13 protein-coding genes are annotated in these 23882 nt (G+C 68.9%); 3 read left to right on the top strand and 10 right to left on the bottom strand.

What is annotated here, in order from left to right; genetic code table 11:
* Positions 1-6: 6 nt before the first annotated feature.
* From BRX43_RS14285 to BRX43_RS14270, 4 genes are read right to left on the bottom strand one after another with little or no spacing between them, the layout of a single operon-like run.
* Entirely contained in the window at positions 7-1524 is a 1518-nt protein-coding gene (locus tag BRX43_RS14285) for a tryptophan halogenase family protein (protein ID WP_125995768.1), read from the bottom strand.
* On the bottom strand, positions 1521-3146 hold the full coding sequence (locus tag BRX43_RS14280; RefSeq protein WP_125995767.1) for a tryptophan halogenase family protein: 1626 nt from the start codon (positions 3144-3146) through the stop codon (positions 1521-1523). The genes BRX43_RS14285 and BRX43_RS14280 overlap by 4 nt, the downstream gene beginning before the upstream one ends.
* A complete protein-coding gene (locus tag BRX43_RS14275) occupies positions 3143-4606 on the bottom strand; it encodes a tryptophan halogenase family protein (RefSeq protein WP_125995766.1) in 1464 nt (487 codons plus the stop codon). The genes BRX43_RS14280 and BRX43_RS14275 overlap by 4 nt, the downstream gene beginning before the upstream one ends.
* A complete protein-coding gene (locus BRX43_RS14270; RefSeq protein WP_125995765.1) occupies positions 4603-6117 on the bottom strand; it encodes a tryptophan halogenase family protein in 1515 nt (504 codons plus the stop codon). The genes BRX43_RS14275 and BRX43_RS14270 overlap by 4 nt, the downstream gene beginning before the upstream one ends.
* A 239-nt stretch (positions 6118-6356) precedes the next feature.
* Between BRX43_RS14270 and BRX43_RS14265 the strand changes: the two genes are divergently transcribed.
* Complete coding sequence (locus BRX43_RS14265; RefSeq protein ID WP_125995764.1) at positions 6357-9836, top strand: TonB-dependent receptor; 3480 nt, start codon at positions 6357-6359, stop codon at positions 9834-9836.
* A gap of 464 nt (positions 9837-10300) precedes the next feature.
* On the opposite strand, the gene clpB is transcribed toward BRX43_RS14265, so the two are convergent.
* Positions 10301-12880: an ATP-dependent chaperone ClpB gene (gene clpB / locus BRX43_RS14260; protein ID WP_125995763.1), complete on the bottom strand. Its 2580-nt coding sequence runs from the start codon at positions 12878-12880 to the stop codon at positions 10301-10303.
* A gap of 142 nt (positions 12881-13022) precedes the next feature.
* Here clpB and BRX43_RS14255 point away from each other — a divergent pair, with 142 nt between their 5' ends.
* Together BRX43_RS14255 and BRX43_RS14250 are read left to right on the top strand one after the other, a co-directional pair.
* Complete coding sequence (locus tag BRX43_RS14255) at positions 13023-15869, top strand: pitrilysin family protein (protein WP_206433226.1); 2847 nt, start codon at positions 13023-13025, stop codon at positions 15867-15869.
* Between the two features lie 41 nt (positions 15870-15910).
* Positions 15911-16210, top strand: a complete 300-nt coding sequence (locus tag BRX43_RS14250; RefSeq protein WP_125995762.1) for a hypothetical protein — start codon at positions 15911-15913, stop codon at positions 16208-16210.
* 90 nt (positions 16211-16300) lie between these two features.
* Here BRX43_RS14250 and BRX43_RS14245 read toward each other — a convergent pair whose 3' ends face one another.
* From BRX43_RS14245 to BRX43_RS14225, 5 genes are read right to left on the bottom strand one after another with little or no spacing between them, the layout of a single operon-like run.
* Positions 16301-17548, bottom strand: coding sequence for a TolC family outer membrane protein (locus BRX43_RS14245; protein ID WP_125995761.1), 1248 nt, complete (start codon positions 17546-17548; stop codon positions 16301-16303).
* Entirely contained in the window at positions 17541-19964 is a 2424-nt protein-coding gene (locus BRX43_RS14240) for an ABC transporter permease (protein ID WP_125995760.1), read from the bottom strand. Before BRX43_RS14240 ends, BRX43_RS14245 begins: the two co-directional genes overlap by 8 nt.
* Before the next feature lie 33 nt (positions 19965-19997).
* The gene (locus BRX43_RS14235) at positions 19998-22448 is read right to left on the bottom strand and encodes an ABC transporter permease (protein WP_125995759.1); all 2451 of its coding nucleotides are present in this window, start codon (positions 22446-22448) and stop codon (positions 19998-20000) included.
* A gap of 4 nt (positions 22449-22452) precedes the next feature.
* Positions 22453-23166 carry a head GIN domain-containing protein gene (locus BRX43_RS14230; RefSeq protein WP_206433225.1) on the bottom strand — a complete coding sequence of 238 codons (714 nt, stop codon included), beginning with the start codon at positions 23164-23166 and terminating at the stop codon, positions 22453-22455.
* Positions 23167-23185: 19 nt separating this feature from the next.
* Positions 23186-23875, bottom strand: coding sequence for an ABC transporter ATP-binding protein (locus BRX43_RS14225; RefSeq protein WP_125995757.1), 690 nt, complete (start codon positions 23873-23875; stop codon positions 23186-23188).
* Positions 23876-23882: the final 7 nt, after the last annotated feature.

Here is a 23882-nt window from a genome sequence, read left to right as displayed (position 1 = left end):
GGCGCCTTATGTGCCGAGATCGCAGCCGATCTGGCGGAGATAATCGTCCTGGCGCGGCATCGCGCGCGCGGTGTCGGTGACGACGCTGCGGATATGCCCCAGCCGGTGCAGCAGCTCGGCCGGGGGCAGCGTGTCGGCGATCGGATGGTGACGCCGGGGCATCACGCCCTGGCCGATCATCACCGACAGCCAGCTCGTCTCGGTGAACAGCTCGTTATTCTCGCGGTGGATGCGGCCGTTCGTCGCGAACATCGCCAGCTTCTCCGCCAGCCCCGGCGGCGGCGGCAGGGTGCGGCAATAGTCCCAGAATGGCGAATCGTCGCGCTCGGTCGCCTTGTAGTGCAGCACCAGGAAGTCGCGGATGTCGCGATATTCCCGCTCCGTCTCCGCATTGAACCGCTCCGCCAGCAGCGGGTCGAAGCCGCGATCGGGGAACAGCGCCATCAGCCGGGCGATGCCCGACTGGACCAGATGGATGCTGGTCGATTCCAGCGGCTCCAGGAACCCGCCGGCCAGGCCCAGCGCCACGACATTGCCGACCCAGGCGCGGCGGCGATGCCCGGCGGTGAAGCGCAAGGGCTTGGGATCGGCGATCGGCCGCCCGTCCAGATTGGCCAGCAGCAGCGCCGCCGCCTCGTCGTCCGAGATATGCGCACTGCTATAGACATAGCCATTACCGATCCGGTGCTGGAGCGGGATTCGCCATTGCCAGCCGGCGGGACGCGCGGTGGAGCGGGTCAGCGGCTGGCGGTCGCCGCCCGGTTCGCACGGCACCGCCCAGGCGCGGTCGCAGGGCAGCCAGTCGGTCCAATCCTCGAACCCGGCACCCATCGTCTCCTCGATCAGCAGGCCGCGAAAGCCCGAACAGTCGATGAACAGGTCGCCCGCGATGGTCGCGCCGTCGGCCAGTTCGACCGAGGCGACATGCCCGCTCTCGGCGTGCCGGTGGACCTGGGTGATCCGCCCCTCGCGCCGCACCACGCCCCAGCCTTCGGCGCGGGCGCGCAGGAAGCGGGCATAAAGGCCGGCATCGAACTGGAAGGCATAGGCGAGTTTCGCCAGCGGCGAATTGGGCTGGTCAGGCCGGGGATGGGCGAAGCGCCCGTCCAGCCCGCCGACCACCGCCAGCGAATAGGCGTCGAGCGGCGCCGCGTCGCCCAGCGCCGCGCCGCGCAGCCAGTGATGGTGGAACTCCACCCCCGCCATGTCGATGCCGTACAGGCCGAAGGGATGGACATAGCGATGGCCGATCCGCGTCCAGTCGACGAACTCGATGCCGAGCTTGTACGTCGCCCGCGTCGCCCGCACGAACTCCGCCTCGTCGATGCCGAGCAGCGTGTTGAACAGCGTGATCTGCGGGATGGTCGCCTCGCCGACGCCCACCGTGCCGATCGCGTCCGACTCGATCAGGGTGATCGTCGCGCCGGGCAGCGCCCCCGCCAGCCGCGCGATGCCCGCCGCCGCCATCCAGCCGGCGGTGCCGCCGCCGACGATGACGATGTCGCGGATCGCCGCCTCGCTCATACCGGCGAGCCCATCGTGCCGGTGAAGGGCGAATCCGACTCGAACGAGAAGCGCGGCAGCGCGTCGGCGGGCGCGGGCGCAGACGCCGGGACAGGGGTGGGCGCGGCTCCCGAGGCGAGCGGCGACAGCGCGGTCTGGCGCAGGAAGGCGCCGTGGCTGGGCAGTTGCTGTGCGACCTGCGCATAGCCCTGGTGCATCTGCGCCAGGGCGGCGGCGACGCGGTCTTCGTCCAGCGCGTCCACCGCCGGCTCGTGATGCTCGGGCCAGAGATGCTGGCCGAACGCCACCGCGACCCAGCTGGTCGTCGCGAACAGCTCCATCGAATCGCGGAAGACGCGGCCCTTGGCGCGGAACAGGTCCATCTTGCGCCGCAGCGAGTCCGGCACCTCCATCGTCCGGCACCGATCCCAGAAGGGCGAGTCGGTGCGCTCGGTCGCCTTGTAGTGGAGGATCACGAAGTCGCGGACATCCTCGTACAGTTCGCGCATCTGGCGGTTAAATTCGGTGCGCTCGACCGGGTCGAAGCGCTTGTCCGGGAACAGCGCGATCAGCCGGGCGATGCCGGACTGGATGAAGTGGATGCTGGTCGATTCCAGCGGTTCGATGAAGCCGCTCGACAGGCCGAGCGCGACGACGTTGCGGCTCCAGCATTCGCGCCGCCGCCCGGTGGTGAAGGACAGGCGGCGCGGCTCGGCGAGCGGCGCGCCCTCCAGCCGGCTGAGCAGTTCGCGCTCCGCCGCATCGTCGTCGAGGAACTGGCTGGCATAGACCAGGCCGTTGCCCATCCGGTGCTGGAGCGGGATGCGCCACTGCCAGCCGGCCTTGTGCGCGGTGGCGCGGGTGAAGGGATCGGGCTCGCCGGTCAGCGCGCTCGGCACCGCGACCGCACGGTCGCAGGGCAGCCACTGGCCCCAGGGTTCATAGCCCGTCTCCAGCGCCTCCTCGATCAGCAGGCCGCGAAAGCCCGAACAGTCGATGAACAGGTCGCCCGCGACCTGCCGCCCGTCCGCCAGCGTCACCGCGGCGACATGCCCGTCCTCCGGCCGGAGCGTGACGTCCGCGACCTTGCCCTCGATCCGGGTCACGCCATTCGCTTCCGCATAGCGACGCAGGAAGCGGGCATAGAGGCCGGCGTCGAAATGGAAGGCATAGAGGAGTTCGCGGATCGGCGACTGCGCCTCGGGCGAGGGGCGGCCGAACTTGCCCGCCGCCGCCGCCACCGCGCTCATCGACCAGGTGGCGATCGGCGGCAGCGCCTGGCGCTGTCGCTCGCGCAGGTAGAGCTGGTGGAAATGCACGCCCTGCAGGTCATGGCCGTGGCTGCCGAAGGGGTGGAAATACCGGTCGCCGAGCCGGCCCCAGTCGACGAACTCGATGCCCAGTTTGAACGTGCCCGCCGTCTCGCGCAGGAAGTCGTTCTCGTTGATGCCGAGCATCTGGTTGAAGCTGACCAGCGGCGGGATCGTCGCCTCGCCGACGCCGATCGTGCCGATCTCCTCCGACTCGATCAGCGTGATGCGGGTATGGCCGTTGTTGAGGAAGCGCGAGAAGGCGGCGGCGGCCATCCAGCCGGCGGTGCCGCCGCCGACGATCACCACGTCGCGGATCGCATGTTCGTTCATCGGGATCGGGACCTCTGCAGAATGGGATGGGCGGCGCCGGCCGGAGGCAGCGCGGCGATGGCGGCGGCGAGCGCCTGGGCATGATGGGTCATGGCGGCGGTAGCCCGGTCGGGCGGCACCAGCGCGATCAGCGGATCGTCGCGCTCGGGCAGCACGTTCTGGCCGATCAGCACGGCGAGCCAACTGTCCTTGGCGAAGGTCTCCTCTTCGTAGAAGGGCAGGCGCCCCCGCGCGCGGAACTGCGCCAGGCTGTGCGCCAGCGAGGGCGGCGGCGCGACGTCGGCCACCGCGCGCCAGAACGGCTCGGGCCGGTCGGACACCGCATAATGCAGCGCCAGGAAGTCGCGCACCCGCTCCGCCTCGGCGGCGCATTGGCGGTTATATTCGGCCAGCTCCACGGGCGCGCAATCGCGACCCGGCAGCATCGCGACGATCCGGTCGATCGCGCTGTGCGCCAGATGGAGGTTGGTCCATTCCAGTGGCTCCACGGCGGTCGCGGCATCGCCGATCGCGACGCAGTTGCGCAGCCAGGGGCGGGGCCGCGTGCCGGGATCGATCGCGACCCCCTGGCCGCCCCATTCGGCCGCCCCGGCAGAGGCACTGGCATAGACCAGCCCCTGCGATCCGCCGCCTGTCCAGCGCCAGCCGCAGCCATGCGCCGTCACCCGGTCGAGCGGATCGGCGGGCATCGCCGCCGCGTCCTCCAGGATCAGCCGGTCGCAGGGCAGCCACGATGCCCAGGAGATGCGCGCATCGTCCAGGGCGCTCCGCAGCCGCGCCGCCGGGCCGGTGGCGTCGACGAACAGATTGGCCTCGACCCGGTCGCCCTCCGCCAGCAGCGCCGCCGCGACGAAGCCATCCTCGCCGATCTCCACGCCGGTCAGGTCGCCCGCCCGTTCGCGCACCCCGCAATGGAGCGCGAAGGCGCGCAGCATCGCCGCATAGCGGACGGGATCGATATGCAGCCCATGCTCGAAGCCGCCGACCAGCGCCTCCGGATCATCGGCGGGCACCGCGAACCGGCCGGCGCGCGCCATCACCGCCGCCGCGGAGAAGCGGTCGAACGGCGCTGGGACCTGGTGCCGCGCCGCACGGGCCCAATGGAGGTGGAAGGAGCCGCCCTCGAACGGCCGCCCGTGCCGGCCATAGGCGTGCACATAATCGGTGAGGTGTCCGGCCCGCCCCGTCGTCCAACCCTCGAACAGCGTCCCCAGCCGGATATTGCTGCCAGTGCGGACCACCGCATCAGCGTCCGACAGGCCCAGATCCTCGTGAAAGCCCAGGATCGAGGGCAGGGTGGCGCGCATCCGGTCGGCGATCGCATCGGCCGGTGGCGCGATCGGCAGGATCACCACCTCCAGCCAGGGCAGCCGTCGCTGCAGGGCCGCCGCCGCCGACCAGCCGACCAGTCCGCCGCCGGCCACCAGCACCCGGCGGATCGGTCCGTGCCGATCGCTCATGCGGTCGGGCTCATCGGGCAATAGCGATCGATAAAGGCAAGGTGGCCCGGCATCGCGGCGGCGGTGGCGGCGACCTCGTCGCGCAGGTTCGTCATGCCCCGCATCAGCACGTCCATCGCCGGCAGGTCGGCGCGCGGGTCGCGCCCCTCCGGGCGGACGCGCTGGCCCAGATAGACCGCGACCCAGCTCGCATCCAGGAACACGCCCTCGCGATACTTCACGATCCGGCCGCGCCGACGGAACAGCTCCATCTTCTCCGCCAAGCTGTCCGGAATGGTCATGGTCCTGACATAGCGCCAGAATTCGGAATCGTCGCGCTCGGTCGCATGATAATGCAGGATCAGGAAATCGCGGATCCGCTCATATTCCAGGTCGATGACGCGGTTGAACTCGTCGCGGTCGACGCCGCGGACGCGGCCCTGGGGGAAGAGTTCGATCAGCGCGGTGATCGCCTGCTGCACCAGATAGATGCTGGTCGACTCCAGCGGCTCCAGAAACCCGCTGGCCAGGCCGATGGCGACGCAATTACCCACCCAGCTTCGCTCGCGCCGCCCGGCGGTGAAGCGCAACAGGCGCGGGTCGGCGATCGGCTCGCCCTCCACCGCCGCGACCAGCGCGTCGCGCGCCGCGTCGTCGGCGGTGAAGCCGCTCGCATAGACATAGCCATTGCCGGTGCGATGCTGGAGCGGGATGCGCCAGCGCCAGCCCGCCGGCATGGCGATCGCGCTGGTATAGGGCGTCAGCGCCGTTTCGGTGCGGCACGGCATCGCCACCGCCCGGTCGGCGGGCAGCCAGCGCGACCAGTCCTGGAACGGCTCGCCCATCGCGCCGCCCAAGAGCAGCGAGCGGAAGCCCGAACAGTCGACGAACAGGTCACCCTCGATCCGCCGCCCGTCGGCCAGCCGGATCGCGGTCAGGTCGCCGCCCTCGCCGTCGCGCTCGACATCGACGACGATGCCTTCGCTCCGCACCGCGCCCATGTCCTCCGCCAGCGCGCGCAGATAGGGGGCGAACAGCACCGCATCGAACTGATAGGCATAGCCGAAGGTGGTGGTGATCTGGCGCGGGTCGGTGGTCGGCAGCGCGAACCGGCCCTCGCGCGCCATGGTGCAGGCCATGGAGAATTGCTCGATCGGCGGCACATCGACGCCGGCCTGCATCAGCCGCGCCCAATAATGGTGGAAGTCCACCTCGCTCTGCCCGCGCCCGAAGGTGCCGAAGGGGTGGATATAGCTGTCGCCGATCCGCCCCCAGTCGCGGAACTCGATGCCCAGTTTGAAGGTCGCACGCGTCCAGGCCATGAAGTCGGCCTCGCGGATGCCCAGCCGCTCGTTGAAGGCGCGGATATGCGGCAGCGTCGCCTCGCCGACGCCGACGATGCCGATTGCTTCCGACTCGACCAGGTGGACGGTGCAGCGGCGCGGCAACAGCTTGGCGAGCGCCGCCGCCGCCATCCAGCCCGACGTGCCGCCGCCGACGATCACGACCCGGATAGGGGGTGTCTCGGTCATCCTTTCATCCGCTCCATTTCGATCCGACCGGCTGAAACCGGTTCCAATGATAAGATTTAAAGACACGCCATGATTTGGCCTCGTTGCCTTTTTGCAACGCTTGTCCACCATCGTCACGCCATGTGTTTCAGATCAATGATACCGCAAACAAATCTCCTTGCTCCAGTGATTTTCCGTGCATAACCAAATCGAAGATCAAGCGGCAGCTGTAATGGCAGCGCTAACCAGGGAAGAGGGTCATGGGGTATCGATCTGCCGCGCCGACGGGCGGCGCCACTGCATTCAACATCGCCAGACTGCTGCACTGCGGCGTATCGGCAACAGCCTTGTGCGTCGTCGCGCTCGCCGCGCCGGCCCAGGCGCAGACGGGCGCGGTCGCGGGCCAGGGGACGGCCGGCACCGCCAGCCCGGCCAGCACCGCGACCGATCCGGCGGCGACCAACAACACCGGCACCGCGCCCTCGCCCGAGGTGGCGCGCGGCGACACCCTGCCCCCGCAGGACGGCACCACGCCGCCGAGCGAGTCGAACGAGGGCGAGATCGTCGTCACCGGCATCCGCCAGAGCCTGGCCAATGCCCAGAACATCAAGCGCAATTCCGACACCGTCGTCGACGCGATCACCGCGTCGGACATCGGCGCGCTGCCCGACCGCTCGGTCACCGAGGCGCTGCAGCGCGTTCCCGGCGTGTCGATCAACCGCTTCGCCGGCTCGAACGACCCGGACCACTTCTCGGTCGAGGGTTCGGGCGTCGTGGTGCGCGGCCTGAACTTCGTCCGGTCGGAGTTCAACGGGCGTGACGCCTTCGCCGCGGGCGTCGGTGGCCAGGCGCTGAACTTCGCCGACGTGCCGGCCGAACTGCTCGGTTCGGTCGAGGTGTACAAGAACGCCACCGCCGAACTGATCGAGGGCGGCCTGGCCGGCACGGTCAACCTCAACACGCGCAAGCCGTTCGACAATCCCGGCCTCCATGCCAGCCTCAACGCCGAGGCCAATTACGGCGATTTCCGCAAGAAGTGGACGCCGACCGGCTCGGTGTTGCTCAGTGACACCTGGGATACGGGCATCGGTCGCCTCGGCCTGCTCGGCAGCGCCTCCTATTCGCGGCTGAAGAGCCGGGCGGACGGCATCCAGATCACCAACTTCCAGACGCGCGACAACCAGTTCGCGCCGTCGGGCAACCTGACCGCCGGCAACGTGCTGTCGCAGCTCTGCCGCAACCCGCTGCCCGGCAGCAGCGACACGGTGACGCTGCCCGCCGCTAATTCGCTGTGCGGTGCGACGGGGACGCCGGGGGCGGACGGCTTCGCCGATTTCCGGCCCAACGCCTATGCGCCGATCGGCGGCCAGTTCCGCAGCCAGGATTTCGACCGCAAGCGGCGCGGCATCGCGCTCGCCGCGCAGTGGGAGAGCACCGACAAGCAGACCGTCGCCACCCTCCAGTTCCTGCGCTCGCACTCGACGCAGAGCTGGGGCGAGCACACGTTCGAGACCGCGCCCGACCTGTCGGAATACAACACCTATCCTACGGGCTGTCTGCCCAATGCGAACGGCTCGCCGCGCATCGACGACCCCAGCACCTCGCCGCCCCTGACCAGCAACCCCGGGACGCGCGCTGAATGCCCGGTGGGCCAGTTCCAGAACTATGAATATGACGATAGCGGTCTGTTCCAGAAGGGCATCGTCACTCTGCCGGGCACGGGCTGGCGTTCGGCCAGCGACACGGTTCCAGCCGGCGGCATCCAGCAGTCGCTGTCGCGTCGCCAGGTCTACGAATCCAATATCGTCCAGGACATCGGCTTCAATCTGAAGTTCAACCCGGACGAACATTGGGCGGTCAACCTCGACGCCGATTATACGATGGCGAAGCGGACGCAGAAGGACTTCGCGGTCTTCGGTTCGACCTTTGCCGACCAGGAACTGGACCTGACTGGCAGCCTGCCGGTCGTTATACCACATCGCCCGGTCAATCTGGGTGGATCGAGCATCTATGCCGGCCAGGACGATGCGACCTATTTCAAAGATCCCCGCGCTACTTTCTGGCGCGCGGCGATGGACCATTTCGAGGAAAGCAGCGGTTCGGAATATGCGCTGAAGGCCGACTTCGCGTACAACTTCAACGACGATGCCAATTTCCTGAAGCGCATCAAGTTCGGCGCGCGCTATGCCGAGCGCCAGCAGACGGTGCGCTACTCGGCCTATAACTGGGGCGCGATCAGCGAAGTCTGGTCGGGCGCGCCGGTGACGATCCAGCAGGGCGGCGTTCAGAACACCGACTTTTATACCTTCCCCAACTTTTTCCGTGGCCAGACGCCGGGGCCGGTCGGGGGTTATTATTATAATGGTGACCTGCTGAAGAATTACGACCAGTCGGTGGCGTTTTTCCAGTCGTTGAACGATATCTGGCGTACCACCAACGGTGCGGGTGCGACCAACCGTTTCGTCGGTGCCGCCCAGCGTGGAGGGGCGATCCCCGGTTCCTACTACCTGCCGGGTGAAATCCAGGATGTGAACCAGCAGGACACCAACGCCTATGCGATGGTGAATTTCGGGTCGAACGATCCGCTGTTCGCCGGTGTCCGCGTCGACGGCAATGTCGGCGTGCGCTTCGTCCATACCGACGTGGCCTCGGCTGGCGCCTTCACCATCCCAACCCGCGAAGCCTTCGGCATCGTGCAAGACTATGCCGGTCGATGCGCGGCGGTGACCCCGCCCGGTGGAACGCCGCAGACGCCGGGCGGCATCTGTCGCCTGGGCGCATCCGCCTATGCCGCGCTCCAGCAGTTCGCGACCGGCGCGACCACGCCGGACGTGGCGCGCACCGGCTATACCTATTGGTTGCCGAGCGCGAACCTGAAGCTGGGCCTGTCGCGCGACCTGATCGTGCGTCTCGCCGCCTCCAAGGTGCTGACCCGGCCGGATTCGGCGAACATCCGCAACTACCAGACCTATGGCACCGATGCGGCCAGCGGCCAGCCGATCGCGACTTCGGGCAATCCGTACCTGAAGCCCGCCACCGCCTGGCAGTTCGACGCCACGCTGGAATGGTATTTCGCGCGGGTCGGTTCGCTGACGGTCGATGCCTTCTACAAGGAAGTGTCGAACTTCTTCTACCAATCGATCCTGCCGCGCAACGTCACCAGCAACGGTGTCACCGAATCGGTGCAGTTCCGCTATCCGGAGAACTTCACCGGCAAGGGCAAGATCAAGGGCGTCGAGGTCGCCTACCAGCAGACCTTCGACTTCCTGCCGGGCTTGCTGAGTGGCTTCGGCGTCAACGCCAACTATTCGTTTATCGACAGCTCGGGCCTGCCCAACAGCTTCCTGAACACCGGCGCGCCGTCCAACGTCTCGACGATCAAGCCGGGCAACTTGCCGTTCGAGGGTCTGTCGAAGCACAATGTCAACGCGACGATCTTCTATGAGAAGGGGCCGGTGTCGCTGCGGGCGGCGTATAACTGGCGGTCGAAATATCTGTTGACGGCGGCCGACGTGATCTTCCCCTATACGTCGATCTTCCAGGCCGACACGGGCACGCTCGACGCCTCGGCGTTCCTGAACCTCAACAAATACGTCAAGATCGGTGTGCAGGGCGTCAACCTGACCAACACCACGACCAAGACGCTGCAGGCCTATACCGGCGATCCCAGCCAGCTGGCCCCGCGCAGCTATTTCATGAACGACCGCCGCTTCTCCTTCATCGTGCGCGGCAACTTCTAAGTCGACGAACCACCGACGACCAAGGGCGCGTCCGGGCAACCGGGCGCGCTTTTTTTGGTCCTGGCCAAGTACATCGGCAACATCAGAGCAGGCATTCGCATGAGCCTGGGTAACGAGATTCCGGCCTGACCACCATGTTCGGCCAGCCGGCCTGACGGTCTATACCTATGATCACCTGCCGATCGACGGTCGCCACTATCAAGGCGTACGGGTCGTATCGGGTGGCCTCATGGTTGAATTTGGGTGTGGAGCTACAAGTTCGGTCAGCGGTGGATCATCGAGCGCGACCGGGACGGCGCATGGGATGCGGCCTGCCGCAATTCGCGTATCGATCAGCCACCATCTGTTAGACGCGACGCTACGCAGGGATTCGGCAGGGCATCGACTTGCAAATGGTCGACTCTGGTCAGAATGTGGGGAGCCGGTCCCCACCGGCTCCTACATTCTGACCAAGGTACAAGGCCTTATTCCACCGCCAGCGCCAGCTTCCCGTCGCCCTCATCGACCCGGACGATGCTGCCGTCCTTCACCTCGCCGCGCAGGATCAGTTCGGCGAGCGGGTCCTGCAGGTGGCGCTGCACCGCCCGGCGTAGCGGTCGTGCGCCATAGACGGGGTCGTAGCCGACCCGGCCCAGCCACGCCCGCGCCGCGTCGGTCAGCTCCAGCGTGATCTTGCGGTCCGCCAGCAGCCGCTGGACCCGGCCGACCTGGATATCGACGATCGGCCCCATATGCGCCTGGCCCAGCCGGTGGAACAGGATGATCTCGTCCAGCCGGTTGAGAAATTCCGGGCGGAAATGGGCGCGGACGATGTCCATCACCTGCGGCTCGACGGTCGCGACATCCTGGTCGTCGGCCATATTGGCCAGGAACTGGCTGCCGAGATTCGAGGTCAGCACGATCAGCGTGTTGCTGAAATCCACCGTCCGCCCCTGGCCATCGGTCAGCCGGCCGTCGTCCAGCACCTGGAGCAGCACGTTGAACACGTCGCCATGCGCCTTCTCCACCTCGTCGAACAGCACGACCTGATAGGGCCGCCGCCGCACCGCCTCGGTCAGCACGCCGCCTTCCTCATAGCCGACATAGCCCGGCGGGGCGCCGATCAGCCGCGACACGGCATGTTTCTCCATGAACTCGGACATGTCGATGCGGACCATGGCGTTGGGATCGTCGAACAGGAATTCGGCCAGTGCCTTGGTCAGCTCGGTCTTGCCGACGCCGGTCGGCCCCAGGAACAGGAACGAGCCCAGCGGCCGGTTCGGGTCCTGGAGTCCGGCCCGCGCACGCCGCACGGCGGTGGAGACGGCGCGCACCGCATCCGCCTGGCCGATCACGCGCTGGCCCAGCACCTCTTCCATGCGCAAGAGCTTGTCGCGCTCGCCCTGGAGCATCCGGTCGACGGGCACGCCGGTCCAGCGGCTGACCACGCCGGCGATATCGTCGGCGGTCACCTCCTCGCGCAGCATCGCGCCCTGGGTCTGGCCCTGCGCCTCCTCCAGCTGCTTCATCAACTGGGGGATGGTGCCGTAGGACAGCTCGCCCGCGCGGGCCAGGTCGCCTTGGCGCTGCGCCTGGTCGAGCGCGACGCGCGCCTGGTCCAGCTGTTCCTTCAGCTTGGCCTCGGCGCCGATCTTGTCCTTCTCCGCCTGCCAGCGCTGGGTCAGCTCGGCCGATTGCTGCTCGAGATTGGCCAGGTCGCCCTCCAGCGTCGCGAGGCGATCGCGGCTGGCGGCATCGCTTTCCTTTTTCAGCGCCTCGCGCTCGATCTTGAGCTGGATGATGCGGCGGTCGAGCGTCTCGATCTCCTCCGGCTTCGACTCCACCTCCATGCGGATGCGGCTGGCGGCCTCGTCCATCAGGTCGATCGCCTTGTCGGGCAGGAATCGGTCGGTGATGTAGCGGTTGGACAAGGTCGCCGCCGACACGATCGCGCCATCGGTGATGCGCACGCCGTGATGCAGCTCGTACACATCCTTCAGACCGCGCAGGATCGAGATCGTGTCTTCCACGGTCGGCTCGCCGACGAAGACGGGCTGGAAGCGCCGCTGGAGCGCCGGGTCCTTCTCGACATATTTGCGATACTCGTCGAGCGTGGTCGCGCCGACACAGTGCAGTTCGCCGCGCGCCAAGGCGGGCTTGAGCAGATTGCCCGCATCCATCGCGCCTTCGGATTTACCCGCGCCGATCAGCGTGTGCATCTCGTCGATGAACAGCACGACCTCGCCATCGGCGGCCTTCACCTCGTCGAGCACGCCCTTCAGCCGCTCCTCGAACTCGCCGCGATATTTCGCCCCGGCGATCAGCGCGCCCATGTCGAGCGCCATCAGCCGGCGGTCCTTCAGCGTGTCGGGCACGTCGCCATTGGCGATGCGCAGCGCCAGCCCCTCGGCGATCGCAGTCTTGCCGACGCCGGGTTCGCCGATCAGCGCCGGATTGTTCTTGGTCCGGCGGGCCAGGATCTGGATGGTGCGGCGGATCTCCTCGTCGCGGCCGATCACCGGGTCGAGCTTGCCGTCGCGCGCCGCCTGGGTCAGGTCGCGCGCGAATTTCTTCAGCGCGTCATAGCGGTCCTCCGCGCCCGCCGTGTCGGCGGTGCGGCCCTGGCGCAATTGGTTGATCGCGCCGTTCAGCCCTTCCGGCGTCACGCCCGCCGTCTTCAGCGCCTTGCCGGCGGCCGTGTTGAGCGAGAGGGCGAGCGCCACCAGCAACCGCTCGACCGTAACGAAGCTGTCGCCCGCCTTGGTCGCGATCTGCTCGGCCTGATCGAGCACGCGCACCGCGTCATTGTCCAGGCCGGGGCTGGACTGCGCGCCCGATCCGGACACGGCCGGGATCTTGGACAAGGCGAGGTCGGTCTCGGCGACCGCGCGCTTGGCGTCGCCGCCCGCCGCCTGGATTAGGCCGGCGGCCATGCCCTGCTCATCCTCAAGCAGCGCCTTCAACAGATGTTCGGGAGCGATCCGCTGATGGTTGAGGCGGATGGCGACGGTCTGCGCGGATTGAAGGAAGCCTTTCGCGCGGTCGGTGAATTTCTCTAGGTTCATGGCTGATCCCTGTTCGTCTTATTCGCGAAGATGGTGTTGCCGATCGGCAACACAAGGGGGCAGGGCGTGCCCCTTTCGTGACGTGTTGCGTCCGCCCCGGCCATGGCTATGCTCCAGGGGAGAAAATTGGGGGACGATCATCATGACCATTCGCATCACGGCACTGGCCGGGGTCGCCATCGTCGCGCTTGCCGCGCCCGTCGCCGCGCAGCAACAGGCACCCGCGCCCGTCGCGACGCTCGTCAAGGCGGTCGACATCCCCTATCAGAGCTTCACCTTGCCCAATGGGCTGCGCGTGATCGTCCATACCGATCGCAAGGCGCCGATCGTCGCGGTCAGCGTCTGGTACGATGTCGGCGCCAAGCACGAACCCAAGGGCAAGACGGGCTTCGCGCATCTGTTCGAACATCTGATGTTCAACGGTTCCGAAAACGCCCCGAACGACTTTTTCGAGCCGCTGAAGCAGGTGGGCGCGACCGACTTCAACGGCACTACCAACCAGGACCGCACCAATTATTTCGAGACGGTGCCGACCGCCGCGCTCGACCGCGCGCTGTTCCTGGAATCGGACCGCATGGGCTATTTGCTCGGCGCGGTGACCCAGGCGAAGCTCGACGAGCAGCGCGGCGTCGTCCAGAACGAGAAGCGCCAGGGCGACAACCAGCCCTATGGCCTGGTCGACTATAAGGTGACGGCCGGCCTGCTGCCCGAAACCCACCCCTATGGCCATGACACGATCGGGTCGATGGCCGATCTGGACGCGGCGACGCTGGATACCGTCAAGGACTGGTTCCGCAGCCATTATGCGCCCAACAATGCGGTGCTGGTGCTGGCCGGCGATGTCGACCTGGCGACGGCCAGACGGCTGGTGACGAAATATTTCGGCGGCATCCCCGCCGGTCCGAAGACCGCGCCGGCCATCGCCCCGGTGGTGACGCTCGCCGCGCCCAAGGTGGAGACGATGACGGATCGGGTGGCGCAGGTGATGATCGTGCGCAACTGGACCGTGCCCGGCCTCAACGACCCGCAGACCCGCGCACTCGACGTGGCGGCGGGGGCGCTGGGCGGCCTGTCCAGCTCGCGGCTCAACACCATCCTGGTCAAGCAGGAGAAGCTCGCGGTCAGCGCCTCGGCCTATAATTGGAGTTCGGCGCAGATCGGCCAGTTCGGCATCCGCGTGCTGGTCCGCCCCGGCGTCGATCCGGCGCTGGTGACGAAGCGGATCGACCAGATCGTCGCCGACTTCCTGCGCACCGGCCCCACCGCCGACGAGGTGCGCCGCGTCGCCACCACCGAGGCGGCGGGCCGTATCCGCGGCCTGGAATCGGTCGGCGGCTTCGGCGGCAAGGCCGTGGCGCTGGCGCAGGGCGCGCTCTTCTCCAACGATCCCGGCTTCTACAAGAAGGAACTGGAGCAGCTTGCCGCCCAGACCCCGGCGAGCGTCAAGGCGGCGGCCGATCAGTGGCTGGGCAAGCCTTCCTATACGCTGACCGTCGTGCCCGGCCCGCGCGACGCCTATGAGGAGGCGAAGGTGCCGCCCAAGGCGGAGGTCGCGGCCGCGCCGGAAACGCCGGTCAAGGGGACGCGCGGGGGATTGCCGGCGATGGGCGAGGTCGGGACGCTCAGCTTCCCCGCCGTCGAGCGCAGCCGGCTGGCGAACGGCATCGAGCTGATCTACGCGCAGCGCACCGCCGTGCCGGTCACGCAACTGGCGCTGTCGTTCGACGCCGGCGTGGCGGCGGATGTGCCCACCAAGCTCGGCACCCAGCAACTGGCGCTCAACATGCTGGACGAGGGGACCAAGACGCTGGGCTCGGTCCAGATCGCCGAGACGCGCGAGCGGCTGGGCGCGAGCATCGACAGCGGGTTCAACGGCGACCGCACCCAGGTCGGCCTGGGCGTGCCGAGTGCGAACCTCGCGCCCGCGCTGGCCTTGTTCGCCGATATCGTCCGCAATCCCGCCTTCGACGAGGCGGAGGTGACGCGCGTGCGCACCCAGCAGCTGGCGCAGATCGGGCAGGAGCTGACCAATCCGTCGGGACTGGCGTCGCGGGTGATGCCGCCGCTGCTCTACGGCGCCGAGTCGCCCTATTCCCGCCAGCGCGGCGCGGGCGACCCGCAAGCGGTGGCGGCGCTGACCCGTGCCGATCTGGTCGCCTTCCAGCAGGCGTGGCTGCGGCCCGACAAGGCCAAGATCTTCGTGGTCAGCGACCGTCCGCTGGCCGAGGTGAAGGCGGCGCTGGAACGGACGCTGGGCGACTGGCGCGCGCCGGCCACGCCGGCGGGGGTGAAGCGCTTCCCCGCGCCGGGCAGCGACGCCGCGTCGCCGCGCATCGTGCTGGTAGACCGGCCGGACAGCCCGCAATCGGTCATCGTCGGCGCCATCCCCACCACGCTGACCGGCACCCAGGCCATGCTGCCCCTCGAGACCGCCAACGATGCGCTGGGTGGCAGCTTCCTGTCGCGGATGAACATGGACCTGCGCGAGAGCAAGCACTGGTCCTATGGCGTCCGGGGCGGGTTCCGCACGCAGGAATTCGCCGCGCCCTACAGCATCTCCGCCCCGGTCCAGGCCGACCAGACCGGTCCGTCGGTCGCGGCGCTGCGCAGCGACATCGCCGATTTCCTGGGGGCCAAGCCGATGACCCAGGTCGAGTTCGATCGTGCGATCCAGGGGGGCATCCGCTCGCTCAGCGGCAATTTCGAAACCTCGGGCGCGGTGCTGTCGGCGATGCAGGCGAACGACCTGTTCAAGCGGCCGGACAATTATTATTCCACGATCACCGCGCGCTATCGGGCGCTGACGCTGCCCGAGCTGAACCAGGCGATCGGGAAGGCGATCGATCCGGCCAAGGCGATCTGGGTCGTGGTCGGCAATGCCGCGACGGTGAAGCCGCAGCTTGACGCCATCGGCCTGCCGGTGGAGGTGGTGCCGGCGGCGTCGGTCGCTTCGTCCCCGGAGTCCGGCACGGCACCCAAGGCGAAGTGAATCGTTCGGACCGACGCTTTCGGACTCAAGGAGAGATGCACATGGCCAATGTCGACGGCACCTATGATTGCACCGTCAAGTCGCCGCTGGGCGATCAGAACATGACGCTGACCGTGCGCAGCGACGGCGCGACCTTCACCGGCGACGTGTCCGGTGCGATGGGCGGCATGGACGTCAACGGCACGGTCGACGGCGACACCATCGCCTGGAAGCAGAGCATGACCGTGCCGATGCCGATGACGCTCGACTGCGAAGCCACGATCGATGGCGACACGGTGACCGGCTCGGTCGGCGCGGGCGCGTTCGGCAGCTTCCCCCTGTCGGGCCGCCGCACCGGCTGATCACCGTCGGACGGGATGGGGAAACCCACCGCCTGGGAGGCCGGGCGGCGGGTTTTTCGCGACCGTGACGATGCCGTCGCCCGGTTCCGCTCAGCCATAGGCGCTGCCCGTCAGTCGCCCCGTCGCGCGCAGCAGCGCGGCTTGCGCGACCAGCATGTCGGCGCGGGCCGACGCCACGGCGAGCTGCGCCGCGCGGAAGCTCTGGTCGGCCACCAATAGGTCGATGGTCGAGCGCAGGCCGAAGCCATATTCCGCCCGCACGCCGCGCAGCGCCAGGTCGGCGGCGGCGAGACCATCGATATTCGCGCGCAACCGCGCCTGCGCCGCCGTCAGCGACGCCCAGGCCGTATCGGCGGCACGCACCGCCTCGCGCAGACTGGCGTCCGCCTGGAACCGCTCGGCACGGTTGGTCGCCTGCGCCTGGCGGATGCGCGCGGGGATCAGGCCACCGGTCAGCAGCGGGACGCGCAGCGCCAGCCCCACCGATCCCGCCACCGGATAGCCGCGCCCGTCACCCGACCCGATCCGCACGCCCCGGCCATAACCGCCCGCCAGGTCCAGCGCCGGCGCGCCGTCCGCGCGCGCCTGGTCGATGCGGGCGGCCGACGCCTCGACCAGCCGACGCTGCTGGAGGAGGAGCGGGTTGGCCGTCTCGGCCGCGCGACGCGCCTGCGCGCGATCCTCGGGCAGGGCGGCGGGCGGTGGTATCTCCGGCGACAGGACGCCGGCATCCCGTCCGACGACGGCGCGATACGCGGCCTCGGCGGCGGCCAGCGCGCCCTCCGCATCCGCCAGATTGGCGACGACGGTGGCGCGCTGCGCCTCCAGTTGCGCGACGTCGGTGCGCGTCGCCTGTCCCAGGCCGAAGCGAGCGCGGGCCTCCGCCACCTGCCGGTCGAGCCGTTCGATGCCGACGCGGGCGACCTCCACCGCCTGCTGGTTGTAGAGCAGGTCGGCATAGGCGAGCACGACGCCTTGCAGTACCGCCGCCTCCACGTCGCGCAACCCCTCCGCCCCGGCGGCGACGTCGCGATCGGCGGCGCGGACCGCCGAGCGGACGCGCCCGCCCGTCCAGATCGGCAGCGCGGCGTCGATCGTGGCCGCGCCGGACGTGCCGTAACCCAGCCGGTCATAGCCGGAACTCGCGCCGGTGGAGAGAATCGGGCGGCCGAGCGCCCGCGCCTGTTCCGGGGTCTCGGCCAGCGCCTCCTGCCGGGCGCGGGCGGCGGCGAGTTGCGGATTGCCGGCATAGGCCGCCGCGATCGCGTCCCGCAACGTCTCCGCCGGGGCGGGGGTGGCGAGCAGCAGCGCGACCAGGATGGCGAAACGCCTAGTCATGGCGCAGCGCCCAGGCGGGGGCGGCGCGGCTGGCGCGCAGCGACTGGCCGAGCACGGTCAGCACCGCGATCGCGGTCGCCACCAGGCTGGCCCCGACGAAGAACAGCGGCGACAGCGCCACCCGATCATCGAACCCGGCCAGCCATGTCCGCATCGCGACGAAGGCGAGCGGCCAGGCGATCAGATTGGCGAGCAGCACCGGCCGCAGGAACTGCCCGACCAGCAGCCGGACGATGTCGGTGGCGGACGCGCCCAGCGTCTTGCGGATGCCGATCTCCCTCACCCGCCGGGCGGTGTTGAACGAGGCGAGGCCCCAGAGTCCGACACAGCCGATCAGCACCGCCAGCCCCGCGCCGATCCCGAACATCCGTGTCGTCTGCTCGTCGGCCTTGTAATAGCGCGCCAGCCGATTGTCGGCGGTGTCACCTTCGAACGGCACCTGCGGCACCATCCGCTGCCAAATCGCGCGGATTTGGGCCAGCATGGTGCGTGGATCGCCGGTGTACCGGATGGCGGCGATCATGGGATAGCTTTTCGCAGGATCGCCGGAATAATAGAAGTAGGTCGGGGCGACGGGGGTGCGCGGCGTGTCGAAGCGGAGGTTCTCCACGACTCCGATGATCGTGCGCGGGCGGTTGCCGCCAACGACCTTGCCGATCGCCGCGTCGGGCGAGGCGAACCCCAATTGCTTCACGCCGAGCCGGTTGATGATGATATTGTGGTTCCGTGCCGCATCCATCAGCTGATGGTCATCCTCGCGCCGTGCCGGGTCGAACATCCGTCCCGCCATCAATCGCGCGCCATAGACCTGGAAAAAGCCCGGGCCCGTACTGACCCAGCGCAGGCTCGGTCCCTCGCCGGGAACGCCGGGCAGCGGAACGTTGTCGGCGTTCGTCGTCCCGCTGCCACCCGGGCCGTCGCCACCGAGCGCGACTTGCTGCACGCCGGGCAGCGCGCGGATCGCCTCCACCATCGCGCGACGCTGGGCCGGGGCGACATTCCCGTCCGCGATCGATCGGATGACGACGAGACCATCGCGTTGATAGCCGAGATCGGCTTGCCGGACGTGGCGGACCTGCGTCAGCAGCACGGCCGTTCCGATCATGAACGCGATCGCGAGCCCGAACTGGAACACCACCAACGCCTCACGCACGCGTGTCCCGGCCCGTCCGCCGCCGGGCGAGCGTGACGACGCCAGCACGGCGGCGGCGGGAACGCGCGACAACAGCAGGGCGGGGTAGAAGCCCGCCAGCGCGCCGACCACCGCCACCAGCACCGCCAAGGCGGGCACGACCACCATGTACGGAATGGTCAGCGACAGCCCGCCTGCGGCATTGACCAGCGGTAGTCCCAGTTCGGCGAGGATCAGACCGACGAGCGCGGCGATGCCGACCATGAGCATCGCCTCGCCCAGGAATTGGGTGACCAGCGTCTGGCGACCTGCGCCCAAAACCTTGCGCATCGCGACCTCGCGGGCGCGCAGCCCGGCGCGCGCGGTGGCGAGGTTCACGTAATTGATGATCGCGATCAGCAGCGTCAGCACGCCGACCAGCCCCAAGGTCACCACCGTCAGCTTCTTGCTCGACACGCTCCCGGTGGGCGAGGCGAGATGCTGCTCGGTCAGGGGCAGGAGCGCGAGGGTCTCGGTCTTCGACGCGTTCGGCCCCGAATCCTTCAGCGCGCGACGATCGACGAAGGCCGAAAATTTCTGTGCATAGGTCCGCGCCGCCCCGGCTGTGGCGAAGCGGAGATAGGTGGTCAGGTGCGTGCTGCCCCAATGGAACCAATTGTCCCGCTCGACGCCCTTGATAAGGGGGAGGAGCAGGGACAGCTTCATGTCGCTGTTGGTGGGCAGATCGCGGAAGACGCCGCCGATCCGGTAGGTCTGTGGTCCCTGATATGACGCGGTGATCGTTTGTCCGATCGGGTTGCTGGTTCCGAAATATTTGTGCGCCAGGCTTTCGCTGATGATCGCGCCCGATGGGTCCGCCAGCGCGCGGCGGCCGTCACCGCTCACCATCGGCAGATCGAAGACGTCGAAGAATGACGGATCGACCTCGGCCACGTCCTCCTTGGTCGCCACCCCGCGTCGCAGGACGCTGCCGGCCCCTTCGCCACCCCAGATGCGCGTGCCGACGGTGCCCGGGAAATCCTCCTGCAATTGTTCCAGCAGGCCGCCCATCGTATCGGGATATCGCCCGTTGAACGGACTGCCCGGCAGGTTCCACACCGTCTGCACGACATAGATCTTGTCATGGTCCGGCAGCCATTTCTCGAAGCTGGTCTCGAACCGGACATAGAGGCCGAGCACCAGGAACACGGCGACGCCGACCGCCAGCCCGCCGATGTTGAGCGCGGCATAGACTTTGTGGCGGGTGAGCGACCGATAGAGCGACAACAGGGCGAAGCGGTTCATGCGATGGCATCCGTGCGAGGGAAGGGGGACCGGTCAGTCATGGCGGAGCGCCCATGCGGGGGCGGCGCGGCTGGCGCGCAGCGACTGGACCAGGATGGTGGCGACCGCGATCAGCAGCGCGAGCAGGCTGGCGCTGAGGAAGTAGAGCGGGGACAGGGCGATGCGGTCGGAGAATCCCGCCAGCCACAGCCGCAGCCCGACAAAGGCCAGCGGCCAGGCGATCAGGTTGGCGATGACGACCGGACGCAGGAACTGCCCGGTCAGCAGCCGCGCGATGTCGGCCGACGACGCGCCCAGCACCTTGCGGATGCCGATCTCGTGCATCCGCCGCGCGGCGTTGAAGGCGGCGAGGCCCCATAGGCCGATACAGGCGATCGCCACCGCCAGCAGCGCGCCCGCCGCCAGCAACCGCGCGGCGCGATCGTCGGCGGCATAGAATTCGCGCAGCCGGCGATCGACCGGCTCGGCGACCAGCGGCACCTGCGGCGCGATCCGGTGCCAGGCCGCCGCCACCGCCATCTGGGTGGCGCGCGCGTCGCCCGTGTAGCGCAGCGTCGCCAGGCCGCGCGGCGGCGTCGCCGGATAATAGAAATAGAGGGTCGGGCTCTGCGGGCGGCGCGGCGAGAAGAAGCGGAGCGGTTCGATCACGCCGACGATCGTGCGCGGTTGCGCGCCGCCGACCGTCCGGCCGATCGCCGCCTGTGCCGAGCGGAAGCCGAGCGCGGCCGCGGCGGTGCGGTCGACGACGACGTTGAAGCCGTCCTGGCCCCTGGTCCAGTCGGTCGCGTCGTCGCGGCGGTGCGCGTCGTCGAGCAGCCGCCCGGCGAGCAGGCGCGGGGCATAGACGCGGAAGAAGTCGGGGCCGGTATTGATGCGCAGGACGGACAGGCCGGGGCCGGAGCGGCCGGGCATCGCGATGATGTCGACCCCGGCGCCGCCCTGTTCGGACGCGTTCCCCACCCCGTTTCCGGGCGTCGCATCCGCCGTGCCGACCGCGACCACGCCGGGGATCGCGCGGAACGCCGCCAGCAGCGCCTGCCGCTGCTCGCGCGCGAGATCGTCGGCGGCGAAGGACGGCAGCGCCAGCAACCCGTCGCGTCGGAAGCCGAGATCGGCCTGGCGCAGATGCCGGGTCTGGGCGGTCAGGACGAGCGTGCCGGTCAGCAGCGCGGTGGCGAGGCCGAACTGCACGACCACCAGCATCTCGCGCAGCCGCCGGCCCGCGCGTCCGCCGCCGGGCATCCGCGCGCTGGCCAGCACCGATGCGGCCGGGAAGCGCGACAGCAGCAGCGCCGGATAGACGCCCGCGACCAGCCCGACCAGGATCGTCAGGCCGATCAGCCACGGCAGGAGCGTGGGATAGGAAAGGCGGATCGACAGGCCGGCGGTGGCGTTGACGAACGGCAGCGCCAGCTCGGTCAGGATCAGCCCGCCCAGCGTCGCCAGCGCGCTCGCCAGGATCGCTTCCGCCATGAACTGCGCGACCAGCGTGGCGCGGCTGGCTCCGACGACCTTGCGCATCGCCACCTCGCGGGCGCGCAACCCCGCGCGTGCCGTGGCGAGGTTCACGTAATTGACGATCGCGATCAGCAGCGCCAGCACCGCGACGATCCCCAGCGTCACCAGCGTCGCGACGCGGCTGGCGCTCTCCGCGCCGGGCGGTTGCAGGTGCAGGTCGGTCAGCGGCAGCAGCGGCAGCGACAGGATCGCGTTCGGGTCCGGCCCGAAATCGTGACCCACCCGCCGCCGGAGGAAGGCGGGCAGCTTCGCCGCGAAGGCTTGGGCGGCGGCGGGCGTCGGGAAGCGGACGAAGGTCGACAGCGCCGCCGTGCCCCAGCGATACCAGTCCCAGCGCATCGGCGGCGGCGTGCGCGGGATCGGGGTCAGGATCGCCGCGCGCAGATCGGTGTTGGCGGGCAGATCCTCGAACACGCCGGCGACGCGGAACACCTGCGGCCCGTCGAAGCCGATCGTCATCGTCTGCCCGATCGGATCGGCGCTGCCGAAATATCGCTGCGCCGCCGACCGGCTGACCAGCGCCGCCGACGGATCGGCCAGGGCCCGCCGCCCGTCGCCCGCCACCATCGGCAGGTCGAACACGTCGAAGAAGGACGCATCGACCTGCGCCACATCCTCGCGCTGCGCGATGCCGCCCCGCATCACGCTGCCGGCGCCGGCCCCGCCCCGGATGCGCGTGCCGGCCAGGCCGGGAAAGTCCTGGCGCAACTGCTCCAGCATCCCGGCCATGCTGCCCGGATAGGCGCCGTTGAACGGGCTGCCGGGCAGGTGCAGCTCGGTCTGGATCAGATAGATCCGGTCGTGATGCGGCAGCCAGCGTTCGAAGCTGGTCTCGAACCGGACATAGAGGCCGAGCACCAGGAACACCGCCACGCCGACGGCCAGCCCACCGATGTTGAGCGCGGCATGGAGCTTGTGCCGCGTCAACGAACGATAGAGCGACAGCAGGGCGTAGCGGTCGGTCATCGGATCAGCCGCAGCGCACGGTGCCGCTGCCGCTCTTGCGGACGGTGCAGCGCGGATGGCCGGCGACCGTGACGTCTCCCGAACCCCCGATCGACAGGCTGGCCGTGTCCGATGCCTGGGCGCGGACGGTGCCGCTGCCGCCCAGGTCGACGCTCAGGTCGCGCACCGCCAGCGCCCGGGCATCGATATCGCCGGACCCCGCCAGCCGGATATCGGCCTGGCGCACGGTGCCGCTGGCGGTCAGGTCGCCCGATCCGGCTAGCTCCATCCGCACCGTCTCGCCATGCAGGTCGCGTAGCGTCAATTCGCCCGATCCCGGCAGCCGTGCGTCGAACGTCGGCGCCATCGCCCCGACGTCCATTGCGCCCGAACCGCTCAGCGTCGCCGCGCGCAGCGACGGGACGGTGACCGTCACCGTCGCGCCGCGATCCTGCCAGCGCCCCGGCTTGCGGCTGATGCGCAGCGTGCCGCGATCGACCGTCACCATCAATGCCGCCACCGCCCGCGGATCGCCGCTGGCGACCACCGACACGCTGTCGCTGCGCACGACCCGCACATTGTCGCTCCCCGCCAGATCGACCGCATCGAAACCCGCGACCGCGAAACGCTTCGTCCCGACACCCTGCGCCTCCGCCGCGCCGCCTGATCCGACCGTGATCACGCAGCCGCCCAGCATCGCGCACAGTGCCGCGCCCATCATCCGCTTCATCATCGTCATTCCCCTTTTCTTCGGTCGTTCAGATCGCGCGCATGGCGTTGGCGACGATGCGGCCATCGAGCATGTCGATGCGGCGCTTCGCCAGGTCGGCATGGCTGGGCGAGTGGGTGACCATCACGATGGTCGCGCCCTCGTCGTTCAGGCCGGTCAGGATGTTCATCACCTGCTCGCCATTGGCGGTGTCGAGATTGCCGGTCGGCTCGTCGGCCAGGATCAGCTTGGGATCGCCCACGATGGCGCGGGCGATGGCGGCGCGCTGCTGCTGGCCACCCGACAATTGATGCGGATAATGGCGCGCGCGATGGGCGATGCCGACCTTGTCCATCGCCGCCGCGACCCGCGCCCGGCGCCCCCCCTTCTGGCCGCCCGCATCCTTGCGATAGGCGAGGCCGAGCGCGACATTCTCCTCGATCGTCAGCTCGTCGATCAGGTTGAAGCTCTGGAACACGAAGCCCAGCGTCGCGCCCCGGAACTTCGCGAGTTCCTTCTCGTCCAGCGTCGCCAGGTCGCGGTCGCCGAACAGATAGCGGCCGGCGGTCGGCCGATCGACCGTGCCCAGCGTGTTGAGCAGCGTCGACTTGCCGCAGCCCGACGGCCCCATGATCGCGACGAACTCGCCGGCCGCGACATGCAGGTCGATATCGTGGAGCGCGGTCGTCTCCACCTCGTCGGAGACATAGCGGCGCTGGATGCCTTGCAGACGGATCATGGCAGGT

The organism is Sphingomonas sp. S-NIH.Pt15_0812, assembly GCF_003951315.1.
Lineage (GTDB): Bacteria > Pseudomonadota > Alphaproteobacteria > Sphingomonadales > Sphingomonadaceae > Sphingomonas.
This window is presented reverse-complemented; position numbering and strand designations above follow the sequence as displayed.